The sequence below is a fragment of the Actinomyces sp. B33 genome, assembly GCF_028437565.1.
Taxonomy (GTDB): Bacteria; Actinomycetota; Actinomycetes; order Actinomycetales; family Actinomycetaceae; genus Pauljensenia.
Window position 1 is genome coordinate 285,745 of the sequence record NZ_JAMRYR010000003.1, and the last position, 18,729, is coordinate 304,473.

An 18,729-nucleotide genomic window follows, 5' to 3' on the forward strand; every position below is an offset into this window, starting at 1 on the left:
GCAGGAGTGATCTGGGGCACAATAGAGGCATGTCCTACGTCGAAATGCATCCGGTCAATCCTCAAACCCGTTTCCTCGCGAGGGCCGCGGAGATCATCCGCGGCGGGGGAGTGATCGCCTTGCCGACCGACTCCGGCTACGCGATCGCCTGCCGGTTGGGCAACAAGGAGGGGATGGACGTCATCCGCTCCGTCCGCCGCCTCGACGACAAGCACAACTTCTCCCTCCTGTGCCGCTCCTTCGCTCAACTCGGAGAGCTCGTCATCATCGACAACTCGGCCTTCCGCGCGATCAAGGCGCTGACTCCCGGCCCCTACACGTTCATCCTCCCGGGGACCAAGGAGGTCCCTCGGATGACGCTCAACAAGAAGAAGCACACGATCGGCGTACGGATCCCCGATCATGCCATCGTCCAGTCGCTCCTCGACGAGCTCGACGAGCCGCTCCTGTGCTCGACGCTCATCCTGCCGGGGCGGGAGGATCCGATGATCGACGGATTCGAGGTCGACGAGGAGATCGGTCATCGGGTGGATCTCGTCCTCGTCGGACCGGTGGGGGACGGCGGGGCGACGACCGTCGTCGATTTCACATCGGGGGGCCCGCAGGTGGTGCGCCGCGGAGCGGGCGACGTCTCGCTCTTCGAATGATGCCGGCGGCGGGCTCCGCAACGGTCGGGGGAGGAGCGCTGATAGGCTGAGTCCGACTGTCGAGTGGTCCCGCGCTTCGTGCGGCGACTTCCATTGACGGGCCCGAGGAGGCGACGGTCGGAGGGGATGGGATCGTGGCGGGACAGGCGAGGCGCGTGCGGGTCGGTCGTGGGATCCGTGCGGTCGCCGCGGCTCTCCTCGTCGGTGTCATCGCGAATCCGGGAGCGGCTCGCGCCGCTGATGAGCCCTCGCTCGTGCCTTTCGTCATTCCTCAGGCCCTGCCCTCGGTCTCCGTCGTCGGGACCTGCGTGCCTGAGGAGGGCTCCGTGGCCTATGCCGTGGGGATCGCCGATGGCGGTTTGGTGACCTCGCCGGGCGGCCTCATTAACCCGGCGACGAACGGGACGATCGACGACCGGACGGTTTGGGCCGTGGCCCCGGTTGACGAGGACGGGGGCTACGAGATCGAGCTCCTCATTCCCGATGGGAAGAACACTCCGTCCGGCATCGAGTGGGGTCTGGGGGAGACCCACATCTTCGACGTCTCTATTCATGCGGTGTCGGGCGATCTCCTGTGCTCGTCCCGATGGAGCATCGTCCGCGAGGCCGGGAACCCGGACTCCCCGGAGCCCGCTCCTCCCGTTGATCCGGTGGAGCCGGTCGAGCCTGTCCATCCGGTAGAACCCGTTGATCCGGTCGTGCCTGTTGAGCCGGTGGAGCCTGTTGAGCCGGTGGAGCCTGTTGACCCCGTCGTGCCTGTTGAGCCGGTGGATCCTGTCGAGCCTGTTGATCCCGTCGTGCCTGTTGAGCCCGTCGTGCCTGTTGAGCCGGTGGAGCCTGTTGACCCCGTCGTGCCCGTTGCGCCGGTGGATCCGGTCGAGCCTGTTGATGTGGAGCCCGTCAAACCGACTGCCCCTGCCGTGCCGGAGGAGCCGGCCATCCTCATCGAGCCCGCGGTTCCTGCTGAAGAACGCCGCCGAGACCCACCGGCAGCACCGGGGAACGAAGAGGTCGCGACGCCCGCCGACCCCACCGGACGCGAAGACGACGGGAGGAGGGCCTCATCCGCCGCAGCCGAAGGCGGGACCGATCCCGCCGCGGCGACCGGTTTCTTCAGCCGATGGCCCCAGCGGGCCCCCGTTGACGGCCTCAACGAGATCGACGTCATAGACGTCGGCGCCCCGCAGCCCTCCCGGGCGAGCGAACCCGCGGGAGCCCCGGGGAAGACCGCGATGCGCCCGACCGTCGACGCTCGCGCGCTTGTCGCCGCCCACGACGGGTCCCTCGCCCGAGCAGCCGCGTCGAACAGCCTCGTCGTCCTCAACTCCTCCCTGTTCTTCGCCGGCGCCGCCCTCCTGCTCCTCGGGGGAGGAGTCGTCCTCAGAGTCCTCAACCGGTCCTTCGCCCCCTCCTCGCGGTAACGGGCGCGCCTGAGCCGATTAGTCTTGACGCATGGACCTTTTCGAGACCCAGGGGATCGCCGACACGGGGATCCCCGCGTATTCGCCCGACGCGCCCCTGGCCGTGCGGATGCGCCCGACGAGTCTCGACGAGGTCGTCGGCCAAGGGCACATCCTCGCCGACGGAGCCCCTCTCAGGCGCCTCCTCGAGCCCTCCTCCAACGGGTCGCCCGGCCTGTCCTCCGTGATCCTCTGGGGCCCTCCCGGCACCGGCAAGACGACGCTCGCCTATCTCGTCGCGCGCGCCTCCCAGCGCCGCTTCGCCGAGATCTCCGCGGTGTCCGCCGGCGTCAAGGACATCCGCGAGGTCGTCGCCTCGGCCAAGCGGAGAACCGCCGCGACGGGCGAGGACACCATCCTCTTCGTCGACGAGGTCCACCGCTTCTCCAAATCCCAGCAGGACGCCCTCCTGCCCGCGGTCGAGAACCGGTGGGTGACGCTCGTCGCCGCGACCACCGAGAACCCCTCGTTCTCCGTGATCTCCCCCCTCCTGTCGCGCTCCCTCCTCCAAGTCCTGCGCCCCCTCGACGAGGACGCGATCCGAGCGCTCCTCGACCGGGCGGTCGTTGATCCGCGAGGACTCGACGGGGACTACGGGCTCGCCGACGACGCGCGCGACGCCCTCGTGCGACTGGCCGGATCCGACGCGCGCAAGTCCCTCACGCTCCTCGAGGCCGCCGCCGGGGCCGCCGCGCAAGCCGGTGACGCCCTCATCGGTGTCGATCACGTCGAGACCGCCGCCAATCAGGCGCTCGTCCGGTGGGATCAGGACCAGCACTACGACGTCGCCTCCGCCTTCATCAAGTCGATGCGCGGCTCCGACGTCGACGCCGCCCTCCACTACCTCGCCCGGATGATCGAGGCCGGCGAGGACCCGCGCTTCATCGCCCGCCGGGTGATGATCAGCGCCGCGGAGGACGTGGGGATGGCCGCCCCCGAGGTCCTCGCGACGACCGTCGCCGCGGCGCAGGGCGTCGCGATGATCGGGATGCCCGAGGCCCGGATCCTCCTCGCCGAGGCCGTCGTCGCGGTCGCCACGGCGCCCAAGTCCAACGCCGTCTACCTGGGCGTCGACGCCGCCCTCTCCGACCTGCGCGCCGGCAAGGGCGGGCCGGTTCCGATGCACCTGCGCGACGCCCACTACTCAGGCGCCAAGGACCTCGGGCACGGCGCCGACTACATCTACGCCCACGACGCCCCCCACCACGTCGCCGCCCAGCAGTACCTGCCCGACGACCTCGTCGGCACGCGCTACTACGAGCCCACTTCCAACGGGAATGAGGCGATGCTCACCAAGCGTCTCGCCGCGCTCAGAGACCTCCTCGGCATGCGCTAGGCTGTACGGGCCGTCGAGTGACGGCGCCTGGGGTCCTAGCCGAAGGACGCGAGTCCGGGAGTCGACCCCATGCCCGCAGCGCCGTTGCGGGCATGACACGAGCAACAGGAAAGAAGAGCACAGAGCATGGCTCAGAACCGTTCCCGCAAGCAGGTGCGCGAATCGCGCGCCCTCGGCCTGGCCCTGACCCCCAAGGCCGTCCGCTACTTCGAGAAGCGCCCCTACGGCCCCGGCGAGCACGGCCGCTCGCGCCGCCGCCAGGAATCCGACTACGCCGTCCGACTCAAGGAGAAGCAGCGCCTGCGCGCCCAGTACGGCATCCGCGAGGCCCAGATGCGCCGCGCCTTCGAGGAGGCCCGCCGTATCGAGGGCCTGACCGGTGAGAACCTCGTCGAGCTCCTCGAGATGCGCCTCGACGCCCTCGTCCTGCGCGCCGGCTTCGCCCGCACGATCCAGCAGGCCCGCCAGTTCGTCGTCCACCGCCACATCCTCGTCGACGGTAAGATCGTCGACCGCCCCTCCTTCCGCGTCAAGCCGGGCCAAACCCTCCAGGTCAAGCCCAAGTCGCAGACCACCGTCCCCTTCGAGATCGCCGCGCAGGGGATCCATCGCGATGTCCTGCCCGCCGTCCCGGAATACCTCGACGTCGACCTCGAGCGCCTCAAGGCGACCCTGGTCCGCCGTCCCAAGCGCGCCGAGGTCCCCGTGACCTGCGACGTGCAGATGGTCGTCGAGCACTACTCGCGCTGACCCCTCAGCGACGCCCCGGAAGCCGAGGACTTCCGGGGCGTCGCCGTCTCCGCCCCCGCCTTCGGGCGCGATGTGCTTTCGCCCCCGGGGCCCGACTACGATGAGGCCTCATGCGTACCTCTGAGATCCGCTCCCGCTGGCTCGACTACTTCGCCTCGAAGGATCACGAGATCCGTCCCTCGGTCTCCCTGATCTCCCCCGAGCCGTCGATCCTCTTCACCGTCGCGGGAATGGTCCCCTTCATCCCCTACATCCTGGGGACCGAGCCCGCCCCGTGGCCCAGGGCCGCATCGGTGCAGAAGTGCATTCGCACCAACGACATCGACAACGTCGGCAAGACCACCCGGCACGGGACGTTCTTCCAGATGAACGGCAACTTCTCCTTCGGCGACTACTTCAAGGAGGGGGCCATCGGATACGCATGGGAGCTGCTGACCTCCCCTCAGGCCGACGGCGGCTACGGCTTGGACGGGGACCGCCTGTGGATGACGATCTGGGAGAACGACCAGGTGTCCTGGGACCACTTGACCCGAGTCATCGGCGTCCCCCCCGAGCACGTCCAGAAGCTCCCCTTCGCCGAGATCTCCTGGTCGACCGGGCAGCCCGGTCCGGCCGGGTCGTGCTGCGAGATCCACTACGACCGGGGCCCCGACTACGGCCCGGACGGCGGCCCCGTCGTCGACGTCCGGGGCGACCGCTTCCTCGAGATCTGGAACCTCGTGTTCGACGAGTTCGTCCGCGGAGAGGGCGAGGGCCACGACTTCGAACTCATCGGCACCCTCGACCAGACCGCGATCGACACCGGTGCCGGCCTCGAGCGCCTCGCGTTCGTCATGCAGGACAAGCCGAACATGTACGAGATCGACGAGGTCTACCCCGTGATCGCCGCCGCCCAGGAGATGAGCGGCAAGACCTACGGACTGGGCGCCGCCGGCCCCTCGGCCGGTGACGCCTACATGGACGACGTGCGCATGCGCGTCGTCGCCGACCACGTCCGCTCGGCCCTCATGCTCATCGGCGACGGCGTGCGCCCCGGCAACGACGGGCGGGGCTACGTCCTGCGCCGTCTGATCCGCAGGGCCGTCCGCTCGATGCGCCTCCTCGGCGTCGACGAGGCCACCCTACCGACGCTGCTCACCGCCTCCAAGGAGTCGATGAAGCTCTCCTACCCCGAGCTCGAAACCGCGTGGCCGACCATCAGCGATGTCGCCTTCGCCGAGGAGGACGCCTTCCGGCGCACCCTGAGCTCGGGGACGACGATCCTCGACGCGGCCGTCGCCAAGGCCAAGGAGTCCGGAGCCCCCGTCCTGCCCGGTGCCTCGGCGTTCTCCCTGCATGACACCTACGGGTTCCCCATCGACCTCACCCTCGAGATGGCCGCCGAGCAGGGCGTCAGCGTCGACGAGGAGGGCTTCCGCGCCCTCATGCAGGAGCAGAAGGACCGGGCCCGCGCCGACGCCCGGGCCAAGAAGAGCGGGCACACCGACGTGCGCGTCTTCCAGGAGATCGAGAAGCAGGCGGGCGCGGGAACGGACTTCCTCGGGTACACCGAGACCGCCGCCGAGGCCAGCGTCGTCGGCCTCCTCGTCGACTCCTCCTCCGTCCCGGCGGCCAGTGCCCCCGCCGAGGTCGAGATCATCCTCGACCGGACCCCGTTCTACGCCGAGATGGGCGGACAGCTCGCCGACCACGGGACCATCCGCCTGGCCGACGGCGGGGTCGTCGAGGTCCACGACGTCCAGGCGCCGATCAAGGGCCTGTTCGTCCACCGCGGGACTCTCACCGAGGGGACGGTGACCCTCGGATCCAAGGCCTACGCCGAGATCGACTCCGAGCGGCGGCTCGCCATCGCCCGGGCCCACACCGCCACCCACATGGTCTACGCGGGCCTGCGCCGCATCGTCTCGCCCGATTCCGACCAGGCGGGCTCGGAGAACTCCCCGTCGCGCCTGCGCTTCGACTTCACCCACGGGCAGGCCCTCGCGTCCTCCCAGCTCAGCGACATCGAGGCCCTCGTCAATGAGAAGCTCGCCGAGGACCTGGCGGTCACCACCGAGATCATGTCGCTCGACGAGGCGCGCGCCAGTGGCGCTATCGCCCTCTTCGGCGAGAAGTACGGCTCCAGGGTCCGCGTCGTCACCATCGGCGACGGGTTCGACAGGGAGCTGTGCGGCGGCACCCACGTGCCGACCACCGGTCACATCGGCCGCATCGCGATCCTCGGAGAGGGGTCCATCGGCTCGGGCGTGCGCCGTATCGACGCCCTCGTCGGCGACGGCGCCTACGAGTTCCAGGCCAAGGAGCACGCCCTCGTCTCCCAGCTGTCGACGATGATCGGCGGCCGCCCCGAGGATCTGCCCGCCCGCATCGAGGCGCTGATGACGAGGCTGCGCGACTCGGAGAAGGAGCTCGAGAAGATCCGCACCGAGGTCGCCCTGTCCCAGGCCTCCGACCTCGCCGCGCGGGCCGTGCGCCTCGGGCCCGCCCTCGTCGTCGCCGCCCCCGTCGGCGCGATGCCGTCGGCCGACGCCCTGCGCACCCTCGCCCTCGAGATCCGCGACCGGCTCGGGCCCGACCAGCCGGTCGTCGTCGCCCTCGTCGGACTCGTCTCCGGCAAGCCGTCGATCGTCTCGGCGACGAACGAGGCGGCCCGCGACCGCTCCCTCAAGGCCGGCGCGCTCGTGCGCCTCGTCGCCCAGCGCCTCGGCGGGGGCGGCGGCGGGCGCGACGACATCGCCCAGGGCGGGGGGAGCGACCCCTCCGGGATCGACGCTGCCCTAGAGGCCGTGCGACAGGAGATCGACTCGCTGTGAGCCCGCGCCGAGGAGTCCGCATCGGCGTGGACGTCGGAACGGTCCGCGTCGGGATCGCCCGATGCGACCCCGACGCCATCATGACGTTCCCCGTCGTCACTCTGCGCCGGCGCGACGACTGGTCCGACGTCGACGAGCTCGCGCGGATCATCGACGAGCACGAGGCCATCGAGGTCGTCGTCGGCCTGCCCCGGCACCTGCGCGGCGCGGAGGGCGTGTCCGCCAAGGGGGCGCGCCGTTACGCGCGGCGCATCAAGGACTTGCGCCCCCACATCCGCGTCGCGATGGTCGACGAGCGCCTAAGCTCGACTCAGGCCCATCAGCGCCTGCGGGAATCCGGAGTGGCCGAGCGGGATCACCGCGCGGTCATCGACCAGGTCGCCGCCCAGGTCATCCTCGAGCACGCCCTCGAACTCGAGAGGATCGGCGGGCGCCCGCCCGGATCCACGATCGACGCCACCGACCGGAAGGACAGCCAGTGAGTGGTTCCGCCCACCAGCCGCCCAGGCGCCCCCGACACGGAGCCCCTCGCGGAGGCGACCGCACCCGCGTCGCCGGACGCTCCTCCGTTCATATGCTCCCCGGCTCCGCGCCGGAGACCTCGGGGATGAGGGCGCGCCGTCTGGCCCACGAGCGCCGGCGCGCCCGCAAGCGGCGCTTCTGGAAGCGCGTGCGGGCCTTCATCGTCCTCCTCCTCGTCCTCGGGCTCGTCGGCTCGGCGGCGTGGTTCGCGTGGACCCAACTGACCGGGGACCAGACGCAGAGCGCCCAGAGCAGTGACGACTACCCGGGGCCGGGCGTCGATCCCGTGGACGTGACGATCGAGCAGGGCCAGTCCGGCGCCGATATGGGGCAGATCCTCGTCGATGCCGGCGTCGTCAAATCCGTCGACGCCTTCATCCGCGCATTCCAGGCGAATAAGGCGGCCTCGTCGATCCGGCCGGGCACCTACACCCTCAAGACGCAGATGAGCGCCTCCCAGGCGGTCGCGGCCCTTCTCGACGAGGCGAACCGCTCAGACAACACGGTGACGGTCGTCCCCGGTCAGACCGCCGAGCAGGTGGCCGACAGGATCGCGCAGGTCACGGGGATCTCCGCGGCGGACATCGCTGCCGCCATGGCGGACACCGCGTCCCTGGGCCTGCCCGAGGAGGCGGGCGGCGTCCTCGAGGGGTGGCTGGCCCCCGGCTCGTACGAGGTCGGCTCGGCCGATACGCCGACGAGCCTGCTCTCCCAGATGGTGGCCGGCACCGTGGCCGAGCTCGACCGGCTCGGCGTGGCGGCCGCGGACCGCCAGACCGTCCTCATCAAGGCGTCGATCCTCGAGCGCGAGGTCAACATCGACGAGTACCTGCCGATGGTCGCCCGCGTCATCGAGAACCGGTTGACCAAGCCCGACGCCGAGACGCGCGGACTGCTCAACATGGACTCCTCGGTCCTCTACGGCGTCGGCAAGACCGGCGGGGTGCCCACGGTCGACGACACCGAGGACGACAACCCCTACAACTCCTACCTCTACCCGGGGCTGCCGCCGACGCCGATCGCCCAGCCCTCCGTCGAGGCCATCGAGGCGGTGCTCCACCCGGCGGACGGGGAGTGGCTCTACTACGTGACGATCGACCTCGACACGGGCGAGACCCTCTTCGCGACGACGCTGAGCGAGCAGGAGGCGAACGTCCAGAAGTTCCGGGACTACTGCTCGGCGAACCCGGGGAAGTGCTGAGACCGTGCCCTGGGCAGCGGTGATCGGCTCGCCGATCGAGCACTCCCTCTCCCCGGTCCTCCACCGCGCCGCGTGGGACTCCCTCGGCCTGGACGGGCGCTGGGAGTACCGGAGGATCCGGGTCGAGGCCGCCGACGCCGCCGAGCTCCTCGCCGGGCTCGACGACGAATGCCGTGGGCTGTCGGTGACGATGCCGTGCAAGCAGGCGGTGATCCCCGCGCTGACGGCGCTCGACCCGCTGGCCCGCGCCGTGGGGGCCGTCAACACGGTGATCCCCTCGGCGGGGATCCTCACGGGGTTCAACACCGACGTCCACGGGATCGTCGAGTCGATCCGAGCGGCCCGCCGGGCCCGGGGTCTCCCCCCGGCCCGCTCGGCCCTCGTCCTCGGCGCCGGGGCGACTGCTTCATCGGCGCTGGCGGCCCTGGGGACGCTCGGGATCACCCGGTCGACCGTGGCGGCCAGGCGCTTCGCCGGCCACGGCTCGGTCGTCGCCGCCGCCATGAGGCTGGGCGTCGGGATCGACCAGGTCGCGTGGGCGGATCTGCCGGCGGTCGCGCGGGCCGCCGAGGAGGCCGACGTCGTCGTGTCCACCGTGCCCGCGGGGGTCGCCGACGTCCTCGTCGACCGGTGGCGGCCGCGGGAGGATCAGGCGGTCCTCGACGTCGTCTACTCCCCGCGAGACACTCCGATGCGGCGCGCCTGCGAGGAGGCCGGAGCCTGCGTCGTCGACGGGACGCAGATGCTCGTCCACCAGGCGGCCCTCCAGGTCCGGCTGATGACGGGCGCTGACCCGGACGTCGACGCGATGCAGTCGGCCCTGGCCGAGGCGCGGGGATGATCCGCGACCTCCTCCCGGCGTCGATCTCCGAGGACGCCCAGCTCATCGCCGGCCTCGTCACCTGGGCGTCGATCCTCCTGTGGATGTACCTCTCCGGCTGGAGGATCCAGCGCCGCTACTTCATCGAGGCGACCCGCGCCCCGCTGCGCCGCAACGGGATCGTCTGGGCCTGCGCGATCATCGGCGCCGTGATCGTCGTCGCCGCCCAGGAGCGCCCCGCGGCCCCCGCCGCGGTGTCCGTGTCGATGATCGGAGCGCTCTCGGCGTTCGTCGACGCGCGCACTCACCGCCTGCCCAACGGCTACACGTCGGCGATGGCGGTCGGCGTCGCTTTCGGCCTGGCGTGCGGACTCCTCGTCCACCCGGATCCGGTCGGCATGGGCGTCGGCGCCGCCGCCGGGGCTCTTATCTGGTTCTTCCCGGCCCTCCTGCTCAACCGGATTCGCGGGGGATTGGGGATGGGCGACGTCAAGCTCGCCCCGGTCCTCGGGACGGTCGTCGGAGCCGTCGGCGTCGACGCGGCCGTCGGGGGCTTCGTCCTCGCCTTCGTCGCGGCGGGCCTGGCCGCGCTGTGGAGGATCATCGTCGGCTCGGCGGGCACCGACTCGCGCATGCCGATGGGGCCGTGGCTCATCGGCGCCGCGATGAGCGCCCACCTCCTGTGGGGCGTCGTCCCCGACTGGCTCTGAGCCCCGTTCGCACGACGGGAGGACGACGAGTCGGCGCCCCGGGACTGGCACAATACCGGCATGAGCCTCGATCCCGCGATCGCCGCGCGTCTGACGCGCAACCAGGACGGCCTCGTCGCAGCCGTCGTCCAGCAGTACGACACGCGTGAGGTCCTCATGGTCGCGTGGATGGACGACGAGGCGCTCGCCCGGACCCTGACCGAGGGGCGCGTGACCTTCTGGTCGCGCTCGCGCCGGGAGTACTGGCGCAAGGGGGACACGTCGGGGCACGCCCAGTACGTCAAGTCGGTGGCCGTCGACTGCGACGGGGACGCCCTCCTCGTCCTCGTCGACCAGGTGGGGGCGGCCTGCCACACCGGGCTGCGGACGTGCTTCGCGGCCGGGGGAGATCTGGGGGCGGCGGTGGGGGAGCGGCCGCCCGGAGGCGGAGCCGGGCCCCGGGACGCCGATCCTGCCGATTGTGAGCCGTCGCCGACGGGCGTATAGCATCGACGAGTCGCAGGAACGAGGAGGTGGCTGAGATGACGGTGCTCGACGTCATGATCGCGGGGGTCCTCGCCGACCTGGAGGCCCGCCAAGCCGCCGTTCCGATGGACGAGGTCAAGCGCTCGGCCCTGCGCGCCTCCGACGCCCTCGACGCGTGCGCGGCCCTGCGGTCGCTTCCTGGCGCCGTCAAGATCATCGCCGAGGTCAAGCGGGCCTCCCCGGTCAACGGGACGCTGGCCCCGATCCGCGACCCGGGGGAGCTGGCCGCCAGGTACGAGGAGGGGGGCGCGGCGATCGTCTCGGTGTTCACGGAGCCGCGCGCGTTCCTCGGCGCCCTGAGCGACCTCGATGCGGTTCGCGCGAGCGTGGACGTGCCGGTCCTGCGCAAGGACTTCATCCTCACGCCCTATCAGATCCACGAGTCCCGCGCTCACGGCGCGGACCTGGTCCTGCTGACTGCGGCCGTCCTCGAGCAGCCGGCGCTCGTCTCGCTCCTCGAGAGAGTCCACTCCCTCGGGATGGAGGCGATCGTCGAGGCCCATTCGCGACTCGAGGCGCTGCGCGCGGTCGATGCGGGGGCGCGGGTCATCGGCGTCAACGCGTGCGACCTGACGACGTTGGAGATCGATCGCGACGTCGTCGAGCAGGTCATCGACGTGATCCCCGAGGACGTCATCGCCGTCGCCGAATCCGGGGTGCGAGGGCCCCACGACGTGTTCGAGTACGCCAAGTCCGGGGCGGACGCGGTCCTCGTCGGCTCTGCTCTGGTCACGTCGGCGACGCCCCGCCAGTGCGTCGCCGACATGGTGGCGGCCGGCCAGCACCCGGCGCTCCTGTCCGACCGCAAGGCCCGGGTCCGGGCGGCGCACCGGGTCGGCTGAGGGGTATGATCCCGGTGCCCGCCGCCTCAACGCCCCTCTGAAGGGAGTCCCCGTGCTCGTCGCATCGATCCCCTCGCCCGATCAGGGCGTGTGGTACATCGGACCCGTGCCGCTGCGCGCCTACGGCATTCTCATCGTCGTGGCGATGATCGTCGCCGTCCGGTGGACGTCCAGGCGCTACGCCCGCAGGGGCGGGGATCCCGATCTCATGTACGACGTCGCCCTGTGGGCGATCCCCCTGGGCATCGTCGGCGCGCGCCTCTACCATGTGGTGACCTCTCCGGGCGCCTACTTCGGCGAGGGCGGCGACCCGCTGCTCGCCCTGCAGATCTGGCGAGGGGGATTGGGGATCTGGGGGGGTGTCGCCCTGGGGGCCGTCGGCGCGTGGATCGCCGTGCGCCGAGCGGGGCAGAGGCTCGGGCCGATCGCCGATTCCCTGGCGCCGGCGCTCCTCGTCGCCCAGGCCATCGGCCGGTGGGGGAACTGGTTCAATCAGGAGCTCTTCGGCTCGGCGACGACGCTGCCGTGGGGCCTGGAGATCGACGACGCCCACCTGCCCCCCGGATTCGCCTCCGGGACCCTGTTCCACCCGACGTTCCTCTACGAGTGCTTGTGGAATCTGGCGATGGCGGCGCTCATCGTCGTCGTCGATCGCCGGTTCCGCCTGCGAACCGGTCAGGTCTTCGCCCTCTACCTCATGGCGTACACGGCGGGGCGGGCGTGGATCGAGGCTCTGCGCATCGACGAGGCCCAGCTCATCGCGGGCCTGAGGCTCAACGTGTGGACCTCGCTGGCGATCTTCGCCCTGGGGGCCGTCGTCTTCGTCGTCGCCGGGCGCCTCGGGCGCTCAACCCGGGTCGAGGCGGGCGAGCGCGCCGCGGAGCCGGAGGAGTCGGTTCTCACACGGGGGCCGCGGGCCGATCGTGTTCTCGCAGATGCGGGAGAACCCCATGGGCTTGATCACGTCGCGGACGACGAGAAGATCAGGGAATAAGGTCCCGGCTCGCGGTAGAATCTCAGGCATGCGCCGAGCAAAGATCGTCTGCACCATCGGACCCGCGACAGCCTCGTCCGAGCAAATCCAAGCCCTTGTCGACGCCGGAATGGACGTTGCGCGGATCAACCGCTCCCACGGCTCGACCTCGGAGCACGAAGCGGTCATCGACAAAGTGCGTAAGGCCTCGACGACGTCCGGCCGCGCCGTCGCGATCCTCGTCGATCTCCAGGGCCCGAAGATCCGCCTGGAGACCTTCGCCGAGGGCCCCCAGATGCTCCAGATCGGCGACACGTTCACCATCACCACGCGCGACGTGCCCGGGGACAGCGAAATCGTCGGGACGACCTTTAAGGGCCTACCGGGCGACTGCGCCCCGGGGGACCGCCTCCTCATCGACGACGGCAACGTCGCGGTGCGCGTCATCGAGGTCACCGATACCGATGTCGTCACGCGCGTCGAGGTGCCGGGCGTCGTCTCTGACCACAAGGGCCTCAATCTGCCCGGCGTCGCCGTGTCGGTCCCCGCGCTGTCGGAGAAGGACAAGGAGGACCTGCGGTGGGCGATCCGCCAGCAGGCCGACTTCATCGCCCTGTCCTTCGTGCGCAACGCCGCCGACATCGAGGACGTGCACGCGGTCATGGACGAGGAGGGCAAACGGATCCCCGTCATCGCGAAGATCGAGAAGCCCCAGGCGGTCGAGGCGCTGACCGAGATCGTCGACGCCTTCGACGCGATCATGGTGGCCCGCGGGGATCTGGGCGTCGAGATGCCGTTGGAGTCGGTGCCGCTCGTTCAGAAGAGGGCGATCGAGTTGGCCAGGCGAGCCGCCAAGCCGGTGATCGTCGCCACTCAGGTGATGGATTCGATGATTAAGAATCCGCGGCCGACGCGCGCCGAGGCCTCGGACTGCGCGAACGCGATCCTCGACGGGGCCGATGCGGTGATGCTGTCGGGGGAGACTTCCGTTGGGGCCTTCCCGATCGAGGCGGTTCGGACGATGGCGCGGATCGTCGAGTCGACGGAGGAGAACGGCGGGGAGCGGATCGCCGCGCTGCCGGGTTTCTTCGTCTCGGATCGCGCCGGCGTGATCTGCGAGGCGGCGGGATCGATCGCCGAGCACATCGACGCCAAGTACCTCGTGACCTTCACCCAGTCGGGTCAATCGGCGCGACTGATGTCGCGGCTGCGCCGCCCGATCCCGATGCTCGCTTTCACCCCTCTTGAGGCGACGAGGCGCAGGCTCGCCCTGACCTGGGGCATCCAGACATACCGGGTCCCCCAGGTGCAGCACACCGACGACATGGTCTGGCAGGTGGATCAGGTCGTCCAGAACACGCGCCTGGCCGAGATCGGCGACGACCTCGTCATCGTCGCCGGCATGCCCCCGGGGACGGCGGGCTCGTCGAATATGCTGCGCATCCACGAGGTCGGGGACGAGGTCGACTACTCCATCGGGGGAGCCTCGAACCGCTGATCCGGATGACGCGAGCGATGGCGCCGGCCCGTGGGGTCGGCGCCGCTCCTTTTGCGCGGTCCCGTCGATCGTGGAATAATAGGTCGAATGCGGCGTTGAGACGTCCGTGAGGGAGGCGGTGTCCCGCCGGCCCGACGACCAGCCGCACGCAGACGTGCGCCACTCGGATTGCCTGTGCTACCCGTGCACATATCCGTGGGCGCGTTGAAGAAGAAGGAATGATGGAGAAACAGATGAATACCACCACTCGGACCGTGTCGGTCCATGACACCCTGTTCGGCCGTCAGGCGAACAATCTCGATGTCGCCCAGCTCTCCGAGGCCGTCAAGCCCTGGTACGCGGACTGCGCCGACTCGAAGATCGCCCAGGCGATCGAGGATCTGCGGGCCCCCGAGCTGCGCGGCGACGCCGCGCGTTTCCTCGGCCTGGAAGTGATCCCGGTCGCCTGAGACGAGAATCCACGCGGCGGGGGCGCAGGATCCTTCGATCCTGCGCCCCCGCCGCGTGGTGCGTCGCACCGGCGACTCGCGCCGCCGCGTCCGGCGTGGGCCCTCGTCGGCGCTAGAATCGGCGTGAAGAGCCGACTGGCGGTACCCCGAGTGGGATTCGAACCCACAACAAGCCGGGTTTGAGCCGACCGCCTCTGCCAGTTGGGCTATCGGGGCTAAGCGCCGGGCGCTCACCCACAATAGGATAGGCCCTCATAAGCCACCAAACCGAGGACGGGAAACATGACTGCAGAAGCAACGACCGAGCCGCGCCGCGTGCTCGTCGCCGAGGACGAGGGACTGATCCGTCTGGACATCGTCGAGACGCTGACGTCAGCCGGCTTCGAGGTCATCGGGGAGGCCGCCGATGGCGAGGAGGCCGTCCAGCTGGCCCTCGAGCTCGAGCCCGACCTGTGCGTCATGGACGTCAAGATGCCGAAGATGGATGGGATCACCGCTGCGGAGAAGATCCTCCAGGAGCTGTCCTGCGCCGTCGTCATGCTCACCGCCTTCAGCCAGACCGAGCTCGTCGAGCGCGCCCGCGACGCCGGCGCGATGGCCTACGTCGTCAAGCCCTTCAGCCCCGCCGACCTGATCCCCGCCGTCGAGATCGCCTTCTCGCGCCACCAGGAGATCGAGTCCCTCGAAGAGGAGATCGCCGACCTGTCGGACCGCTTCGAGACCCGCAAGCTCGTCGACCGCGCCAAGGGCCTGCTGATGAAGAACATGGGGATGACCGAGCCCGAGGCCTTCCGCTGGATCCAGAAGACCTCGATGGATCGGCGCCTGTCGATGCGCGAGGTCGCCGACGCCGTCATCGACCAGGTCGAGGACTGAGTCTCCTCGCCGTCGAGCAGGCAGGGCCCCGATCCGGCGCGACAGCCGATCGGGGCCCTCGCCGTCCGGCGCGGGGCCGGACTTATCCCCGGCGGCGCCGGAGGACCCGGTTGGTGACGCGGCCCGTCGCGATGAGGCGGCCGTTGTCGTCGACGACCTCGACGAGATGGACCGTCTGACCGCGCCCCAGGCGCACGGCCCTCGCCCGGGCGGTCACCGACCCGGAATCCACCGATTCCAGGTGGGATACCGACAGCTCGGTGCCGACGGCGAACCCGTCGTCGGCGCCGTGGACATCCCGCGCGTGGAGCTGAGCGGCGAAGGAGGCCGCGGTCTCGACGAGGGCTCCGGTCGCCCCGCCGTGGAGGATCCCCGCCGACTGGCGGTTGCCGTCGACGGGCATCGTGATCTCGGTGAGGGAGGCGCTGTGGGCGATCACCTCCATGCCCATGCGCTCCATGAGGGAGCCGGGCCAGTGCTTGCCGACGAAGCCGCCGGGGGCCGTCGGATCGTGGAGGGGGGAGCGCCGGGGGGTCATCGGGTCGTCGTGGCTCATGGGATCTAGGGTGTCATGTGTGAGTGAGACCCTGCTGATCATCGACGGCCATTCGATGGCGTTCCGCGCCTTCTACGCCCTGCCCGCTGAGAACTTCACGACCTCGACGGGCCAGTGCACGAACGCGGTCTACGGATTCACGACGATGCTGATCCGCCTCCTGGAGACCGAGCGCCCGACCCATGTGGCCGCCGCTTTCGACGTCTCGAGGCACTCGTTCCGAACAGACGAGTACCCCGAGTACAAGGGGACGCGCGACGCCACGCCCGAGGAGTTCATCGGCCAGGTGGAGCTGATCCGCCAGGTCCTCGATGCCATGGGGATCGTGTCCTTGACGAAGGACGGTTACGAGGCCGACGACATCCTCGCCACCCTCGCGCACCGGGGCGCCCGGGCCGGTCAGCGAGTCCTCGTCGTCTCCGGGGACCGAGACTCGTTCCAGACCGTCACCGACTCCGTCACCGTCCTCTACCCGGGCACCGGCCCCGGGGACCTGCGGCGGATGACGCCCGAGGCCGTCGAGGCCAAGTACGGGGTCGTCCCCTCCCGCTACCCGGAGGTCGCCGCCCTCGTCGGAGAGGCCAGCGACAACCTGCCGGGGGTCCCCGGCGTCGGCCCGAAGACCGCCGCCCAGTGGATCGCCGCATTCGACGGCCTCGACAACCTCCTGAGCAGGGCCGACGAGGTCCGCGGCAAACGGGGGGAGGCCCTGCGCGCCCATATCGACGACGTGCGCCGCAACCGCCGCCTCAACCGGCTCGTCACCGACCTCGACGTCGGCGTCGGGATCGACGACCTGCGCCGCCGCCCGACTGACGTCGCCGCCGTCGACGCCCTCTTCGACGCGCTCGAGTTCTCCTCGCTGCGCTCGCGCGTGCGCGGCGCCGCGCAAATCGGGTTGGAAGAGGACGAGGCCGGGGCCTCCGCAGGCCCGGCCGTCTCCTCGGACGAAGTCGATCTCGTCGTCGCGGACTCCGACACCGACCTCGCCGCCTGGGCGTCCGACGGGTTCGAGGCCCTGTGGATCGACGGCGTGGGACGGGCTGGGCGCGCGAGGATCGACCTCCTCGCCCTGGGGGCCGCCGGGCGGGCCCTCGTCGTCGACCCCTCCCTCCTGACCCCCGAGCAGGAGTCGGCGCTCGCCGGCCTCCTGGCCGAGACCGCCGTGACCGTTCACGACTCCAAGGGCTGCGCCCACGCGCTGGCCGCCCACGGGTGGGGGGCGCCGACGATCGGCTTCGACGTCCAGCTCGGCGCCTACCTCGCCCGGCCCGACCAGCGGTCGTACGAGATCGCCGACCTCGTGCGCCGCTACCTCGGCGAGGACCTCGATGCCCCGAGGACGGACGGCGACTCCGACGCCCTCTTCGACCTCGACGCCCCCGAGACCGGGCCGACCCCGACTCAGCTCCGAGCCGGGCGGATCGCGACCCTCCTGATGCCCGTGCGCGCCGCCGTCGAGTCCGAGCTCGCCGCCTCCGAGGAGCTCGAACTCCTCCTCGCCGTCGAGCAGCCCGTCGCCCGGACCCTCGCGCGTATGGAGGGCATCGGCATCGCCGTCGACTCCGCCGTCCTCGATGCCCTGTCCGACGAGCTCGGCGCCGATGTCGAGGCCGCGAGGGACGCCGCCTACGCGGCCCTCGGACACGAGGTCAACCTGTCGAGCCCCAAGCAGCTCCAGCACGTCCTCTTCGAGGAGCTCGGCCTGCCGACGACCAAGCGGACGAAGACGGGGTACACGACGAACGCCGAGGCCCTCGAGGGGCTGTGGATCGCGACCTCGGCCCGCGGCGGCGCGGGCCACGAGTTCCTCGGGCACCTCCTGGCCCATCGCGACCGGATCAAGCTCAAGCAGATGGTCGAGACGCTGCGCGGCGCGGTCATGGACGACGGGCGGATCCGCACGACCTTCTCGCAGGTGGCCGCCGCGACCGGGCGGCTGGCCTCGTCCGACCCGAACCTGCAGAACATCCCGGCGCGCAGCCCCGACGGGATGAGGATCCGGGAGGCATTCGTCGCCGGACCCGGCTTCGAGGCGCTGATGAGCGTCGACTACTCCCAGATCGAGATGCGGATCATGGCCCACCTGTCGCGCGACGCAGGGCTCATCGAGGCCTTCGACACGGGGGAGGACCTCCACCGGACGATGGCCGCGATGGTGTTCGACACGCCGCTCGACGCGGTGACCGGCGAGCAGCGATCCCGGATCAAGGCGACCTCCTACGGCCTGGCCTACGGCCTGAGCGCCTTCGGCCTCTCGCGCCAGCTGTCGATCCCGGTGCCCGAGGCGTCGGCCCTGCGGGACCGCTACTTCGAGCGCTTCGGCGGTGTGCGCGACTACCTCGAATCCCTCGTCGAGGGTGCGCGCCGGGACGGCTACACGCAGACGATGCTCGGCAGGCGCCGCTACCTGCCGGATCTGCGCTCGGACAACCGCCAACGCCGGGAGATGGCCGAGCGCGCCGCCCTCAACGCGCCGATCCAGGGGTCGGCGGCCGACATCATCAAGATCGCGATGGTCGACGTCGTCGAGGCGCTCGACGCGGCGGGACTGTCCTCCCGGGTCCTCGTCCAGATCCACGACGAGCTCCTCGTCGAGGTCGCGCCGGGGGAGCGGGAGGAGGTCGAGCGGATCGTCCGGGCGAAGATGGCCTCGCCGATCCCCCTCGACGTCCCCCTCGACGTGGCCGTGGGCGTGGGGCGCTCGTGGAAGGACGCCGCCCACTGAGAACGGGCCCCGGGATCGCGGGC

Annotated in this window: 16 protein-coding genes, 1 tRNA gene and 1 pseudogene; 16 read left to right on the forward strand and 2 right to left on the reverse strand. The window is 70.6% G+C overall.

What is annotated here, in order from left to right; genetic code table 11:
- The first annotated feature begins 29 nt into the window (after positions 1 to 29).
- The 14 genes and pseudogenes from M3T53_RS05855 to M3T53_RS05920 all read left to right on the forward strand — a co-directional run bounded on the left by M3T53_RS05855 (position 30) and on the right by M3T53_RS05920 (position 14,546).
- Positions 30 to 647, forward strand: coding sequence for an L-threonylcarbamoyladenylate synthase (locus M3T53_RS05855; protein ID WP_272433537.1), 618 nt, complete (start codon positions 30 to 32; stop codon positions 645 to 647).
- A 254-nt stretch (positions 648 to 901) separates the two neighbouring features.
- Entirely contained in the window at positions 902 to 2,068 is a 1,167-nt protein-coding gene (locus M3T53_RS05860; protein WP_272433538.1) for a hypothetical protein, read from the forward strand.
- 31 nt (positions 2,069 to 2,099) lie between these two features.
- On the forward strand, positions 2,100 to 3,443 hold the full coding sequence (locus M3T53_RS05865; protein ID WP_272433539.1) for a replication-associated recombination protein A: 1,344 nt from the start codon (positions 2,100 to 2,102) through the stop codon (positions 3,441 to 3,443).
- 126 nt (positions 3,444 to 3,569) lie between these two features.
- Complete coding sequence (rpsD, locus tag M3T53_RS05870) at positions 3,570 to 4,193, forward strand: 30S ribosomal protein S4 (RefSeq protein WP_272433540.1); 624 nt, start codon at positions 3,570 to 3,572, stop codon at positions 4,191 to 4,193.
- Between the two features lie 110 nt (positions 4,194 to 4,303).
- Positions 4,304 to 7,006: an alanine--tRNA ligase gene (gene alaS / locus M3T53_RS05875; RefSeq protein WP_272433541.1), complete on the forward strand. Its 2,703-nt coding sequence runs from the start codon at positions 4,304 to 4,306 to the stop codon at positions 7,004 to 7,006.
- Positions 7,003 to 7,488 carry a Holliday junction resolvase RuvX gene (gene ruvX, locus M3T53_RS05880; protein WP_272433542.1) on the forward strand — a complete coding sequence of 162 codons (486 nt, stop codon included), beginning with the start codon at positions 7,003 to 7,005 and terminating at the stop codon, positions 7,486 to 7,488. Before alaS ends, ruvX begins: the two co-directional genes overlap by 4 nt.
- A 125-nt stretch (positions 7,489 to 7,613) precedes the next feature.
- Positions 7,614 to 8,729: an endolytic transglycosylase MltG gene (mltG, locus tag M3T53_RS05885; protein WP_272433543.1), complete on the forward strand. Its 1,116-nt coding sequence runs from the start codon at positions 7,614 to 7,616 to the stop codon at positions 8,727 to 8,729.
- Between the two features lie 4 nt (positions 8,730 to 8,733).
- A complete protein-coding gene (locus M3T53_RS05890) occupies positions 8,734 to 9,570 on the forward strand; it encodes a shikimate dehydrogenase (RefSeq protein ID WP_272433544.1) in 837 nt (278 codons plus the stop codon).
- On the forward strand, positions 9,567 to 10,259 hold the full coding sequence (locus M3T53_RS05895; protein ID WP_272433545.1) for a prepilin peptidase: 693 nt from the start codon (positions 9,567 to 9,569) through the stop codon (positions 10,257 to 10,259). Before M3T53_RS05890 ends, M3T53_RS05895 begins: the two co-directional genes overlap by 4 nt.
- 60 nt (positions 10,260 to 10,319) lie before the next feature.
- A pseudogene (gene hisI / locus M3T53_RS05900) lies at positions 10,320 to 10,676 on the forward strand (phosphoribosyl-AMP cyclohydrolase); the annotation flags it as partial.
- A 104-nt stretch (positions 10,677 to 10,780) separates the two neighbouring features.
- Positions 10,781 to 11,626, forward strand: coding sequence for an indole-3-glycerol phosphate synthase TrpC (gene trpC / locus M3T53_RS05905; protein WP_272433714.1), 846 nt, complete (start codon positions 10,781 to 10,783; stop codon positions 11,624 to 11,626).
- Positions 11,627 to 11,678: 52 nt separating this feature from the next.
- Complete coding sequence (lgt, locus tag M3T53_RS05910; protein WP_272433546.1) at positions 11,679 to 12,620, forward strand: prolipoprotein diacylglyceryl transferase; 942 nt, start codon at positions 11,679 to 11,681, stop codon at positions 12,618 to 12,620.
- Between the two features lie 28 nt (positions 12,621 to 12,648).
- A complete protein-coding gene (gene pyk, locus M3T53_RS05915) occupies positions 12,649 to 14,097 on the forward strand; it encodes a pyruvate kinase (RefSeq protein ID WP_272433547.1) in 1,449 nt (482 codons plus the stop codon).
- Positions 14,098 to 14,330: 233 nt separating this feature from the next.
- Positions 14,331 to 14,546: a hypothetical protein gene (locus tag M3T53_RS05920; protein ID WP_272433548.1), complete on the forward strand. Its 216-nt coding sequence runs from the start codon at positions 14,331 to 14,333 to the stop codon at positions 14,544 to 14,546.
- Between the two features lie 142 nt (positions 14,547 to 14,688).
- On the opposite strand, the gene M3T53_RS05925 is transcribed toward M3T53_RS05920, so the two are convergent.
- Positions 14,689 to 14,762: transfer RNA gene (locus M3T53_RS05925), tRNA-Leu, on the reverse strand.
- A gap of 66 nt (positions 14,763 to 14,828) precedes the next feature.
- On the opposite strand from M3T53_RS05925, the gene M3T53_RS05930 reads away from it, so the two are divergent.
- Positions 14,829 to 15,422, forward strand: a complete 594-nt coding sequence (locus M3T53_RS05930) for an ANTAR domain-containing response regulator (protein ID WP_272433549.1) — start codon at positions 14,829 to 14,831, stop codon at positions 15,420 to 15,422.
- 82 nt (positions 15,423 to 15,504) lie between these two features.
- Here M3T53_RS05930 and M3T53_RS05935 read toward each other — a convergent pair whose 3' ends face one another.
- Complete coding sequence (locus tag M3T53_RS05935; RefSeq protein WP_272433550.1) at positions 15,505 to 15,978, reverse strand: PaaI family thioesterase; 474 nt, start codon at positions 15,976 to 15,978, stop codon at positions 15,505 to 15,507.
- Here M3T53_RS05935 and polA point away from each other — a divergent pair.
- Positions 15,977 to 18,706, forward strand: coding sequence for a DNA polymerase I (polA, locus tag M3T53_RS05940; protein ID WP_272433551.1), 2,730 nt, complete (start codon positions 15,977 to 15,979; stop codon positions 18,704 to 18,706). The two genes, M3T53_RS05935 and polA, sit on opposite strands and share 2 nt — an antisense overlap.
- Positions 18,707 to 18,729: the final 23 nt, after the last annotated feature.

What these genes read in the sequence shown, in the direction of transcription:
- trpC (WP_272433714.1), top strand. Translation starts at nt 10,781, where the DNA reads ATGACGGTGCTCGACGTCATGATCGCGGGGGTCCTCGCCGACCTGGAG.
- polA (WP_272433551.1), top strand. Translation starts at nt 15,977, where the DNA reads ATGGGATCTAGGGTGTCATGTGTGAGTGAGACCCTGCTGATCATCGAC.
- M3T53_RS05930 (WP_272433549.1), top strand. Translation starts at nt 14,829, where the DNA reads ATGACTGCAGAAGCAACGACCGAGCCGCGCCGCGTGCTCGTCGCCGAG.
- alaS (WP_272433541.1), top strand. Translation starts at nt 4,304, where the DNA reads ATGCGTACCTCTGAGATCCGCTCCCGCTGGCTCGACTACTTCGCCTCG.
- M3T53_RS05895 (WP_272433545.1), top strand. Translation starts at nt 9,567, where the DNA reads ATGATCCGCGACCTCCTCCCGGCGTCGATCTCCGAGGACGCCCAGCTC.
- M3T53_RS05920 (WP_272433548.1), top strand. Translation starts at nt 14,331, where the DNA reads ATGAATACCACCACTCGGACCGTGTCGGTCCATGACACCCTGTTCGGC.
- M3T53_RS05935 (WP_272433550.1), bottom strand. Translation starts at nt 15,978, where the DNA reads ATGAGCCACGACGACCCGATGACCCCCCGGCGCTCCCCCCTCCACGAT.
- M3T53_RS05865 (WP_272433539.1), top strand. Translation starts at nt 2,100, where the DNA reads ATGGACCTTTTCGAGACCCAGGGGATCGCCGACACGGGGATCCCCGCG.
- M3T53_RS05855 (WP_272433537.1), top strand. Translation starts at nt 30, where the DNA reads ATGTCCTACGTCGAAATGCATCCGGTCAATCCTCAAACCCGTTTCCTC.
- rpsD (WP_272433540.1), top strand. Translation starts at nt 3,570, where the DNA reads ATGGCTCAGAACCGTTCCCGCAAGCAGGTGCGCGAATCGCGCGCCCTC.
- mltG (WP_272433543.1), top strand. Translation starts at nt 7,614, where the DNA reads ATGAGGGCGCGCCGTCTGGCCCACGAGCGCCGGCGCGCCCGCAAGCGG.
- pyk (WP_272433547.1), top strand. Translation starts at nt 12,649, where the DNA reads ATGCGCCGAGCAAAGATCGTCTGCACCATCGGACCCGCGACAGCCTCG.